General features: G+C 53.4%; 1 protein-coding gene. It reads right to left on the bottom strand.

Features of this window, described 5'->3' with window-relative positions; all coding sequences use genetic code 11:
* Positions 1–76 precede the first annotated feature (76 nt).
* Positions 77–2,434, bottom strand: a complete 2,358-nt coding sequence (gene ppsA, locus KDK14_RS21000; RefSeq protein ID WP_257267204.1) for a phosphoenolpyruvate synthase — start codon at positions 2,432–2,434, stop codon at positions 77–79.
* Positions 2,435–2,604: the final 170 nt, after the last annotated feature.

Genomic DNA, 2,604 nt, shown 5'->3' with positions numbered 1-2,604 from the left:
ACGCAGGAGCAGTTGCCGCGTAGGGCAGTCTATTCTCGGACAGCCTCCTGGTGCAATCTTGAACAGGATCAGGGTTTCATTCCGCCAGATAGAGCCAGGTTTCCAGAACAGAGTCCGGGTTCAGGGAAACCGTATTAATGCCCTCCTCCATCAACCAGCGGGCAAAATCCGGATGGTCACTGGGCCCCTGGCCACAAATACCGATGTATTTACCCTGTCGGCGACAGGCCTGAATCGCCATGGACAACAGCTGCTTGACGGCGGCATTACGCTCATCGAACAGGTGGGCAATCAAGCCGGAGTCCCGATCAAGCCCCAGGGCCAGCTGTGTCATATCGTTGGAGCCGATGGAGAAGCCATCAAAATATTCCAGGAACTCATCAGCCAGCAACGCATTGGCTGGCAGTTCACACATCATAATGATCTTCAGATCCTGTTCACCACGACGAAGTCCAAAGTCTGACATAATGTTTATCACCTGATGCGCTTCATCCGGCGTTCTGACGAATGGCACCATCAGTTCAACATTGGTCAGGCCGAACTCGTCCCTGACCCGCTTCATGGCCCGGCATTCAAGCTCAAAACAGTCCCTGAAGGATTCCGAGATATAGCGGGATGCGCCACGAAAGCCCAGCATCGGGTTTTCTTCATGGGGCTCATAGATCTTGCCGCCAATCAGGTTGGCATATTCGTTAGACTTGAAGTCTGAGAGTCGGACAATCACCTTTTCGGGGGCAAAGGCAGCAGCAATAGAAGCGACACCTTCGATCAGTTTTTCAACGTAAAAGTCAACAGGGTTGCCATAGCCCGCCATTCGCTCTTCAATCTGCTGTCTGACGCCATCGGGGATGGTGTCCGGATTATCCTGATAGTTCAGCAAAGCCTTGGGATGAACACCAATCATCTTGTTAATGATGAATTCCAGCCGGGCTAGACCGACACCCGCATTGGGCAGCCGGGAGAAACTGAAAGCCCGGTCAGGATTTCCCACATTCATCATGATCCTGAAAGGCAACGCCGGCATCTGATCCAGATCTTTTTTCTGGTGTTCAAAAGGTAACTCACCTTGATAAATAAAGCCGGTATCCCCCTGCGCACAGGAAACCGTGACCGCTTGACCATCTTGCAGTCGGTGGGTTGCATCACCGCACCCGACCACCGCTGGAATCCCCAGCTCCCTGGCGATAATGGCGGCATGACAGGTACGCCCACCCCGATTGGTGACAATGGCTGAGGCCCGTTTCATGACCGGTTCCCAGTCCGGATCGGTCATATCCGTCACCAGCACATCGCCATCCTGAACCCGGTCCATATCGGCCAGGTCATCCACCAGGCAGACACGTCCCAGACCGATGCGCTGGCCAATACTGCGACCTTCTGCAAGGACATTACCCTGCTGCAACAGGTGATAACGTTCCAGCGTTCTGGATTCCGTTCGACTTTGTACTGTCTCGGGCCGGGCCTGAACCACATAAAGCCGCTGATCATCGCCATCTTTGGCCCACTCAATATCCATAGGCCTGCCATAATGGGCTTCAATGGCCATGGCCTGACGGGCCAGTTCCAGCACATCGGCATCATTAATGGAGAACTGCTGACGAAGCTCAAGGTCGACATCTACGGTTTGCACCGATCTCCCGGTTTCTCCGGCATCACCGTAAACCATCTGAATCGCCTTGCTGCCCATATTCCGCCTGAGAATGGCAAAGCGTCCGGCTTCAAGTGCGGGCTTGTACACATAAAACTCATCCGGGTTGACCGCACCTTGCACCACTGTTTCTCCCAAGCCATAGGCGGAGGTAATAAATACGGCATCGCGGAAACCTGACTCGGTATCCAGAGTAAACATCACACCAGCAGACCCTGTTTCACTGCGCACCATCCGCTGAATTCCCGCAGACAGCGCTACATCCCGATGGTCAAAGCCCTGATGCTGGCGGTATGAAATCGCCCGGTCATTAAAGAGAGAGGCAAAGACTTCCCGCACTGCCTGCAGAACATTCTGCGCACCACGAATGTTCAGAAAGGATTCCTGTTGCCCGGCAAAGGAGGCATCGGGAAGGTCTTCCGCTGTTGCCGATGACCGCACAGCCACAGCCAGGTCACTTTGTTTGCCGCACAGTTCACGGTAACTATTGACAATCGCCTGTTCAAATTCGGGGCGGAACGGCTCATCCATAATCCATTGGCGAATATTGGCACCGGCCTCGGTGAGCTGCTGAATATCATCAATATCCAGTTGATCCAGCAGGGTATGAATACGGTCATATAACCCTGAGCCATCCAGAAAGTCCCGATAGGCCTCTGCCGTGGTAGCAAAGCCACCGGGTACCCGAACCCCAGCCTTGCCAAGATGGCTGAGCATCTCTCCCAGCGAGGCGTTTTTGCCGCCAACCCGCTCTACATCGTTATTGCCCAAGGTTTCCAGGCTCATGACAAACTCTGGTAAAGATGAACTGTTCAAGCCAATCTCCTGCCTGTATTACAAAGTGTTACCAAGGGTTTCACCGATGAGAATGCACCGACCGGGACGGTACTTCAGTCTGCCAGGAAATAAATAAAGCTTTCATAGTTCGGCTAGTAAGACGACACTGGTTAACTCAT

This window comes from Endozoicomonas sp. ONNA2, from assembly GCF_024606365.1.
Lineage (GTDB): Bacteria > Pseudomonadota > Gammaproteobacteria > Pseudomonadales > Endozoicomonadaceae > Endozoicomonas.
Note: the sequence above shows the minus strand (reverse complement) of the source record. Positions and strands in the feature narration are given on the sequence as shown.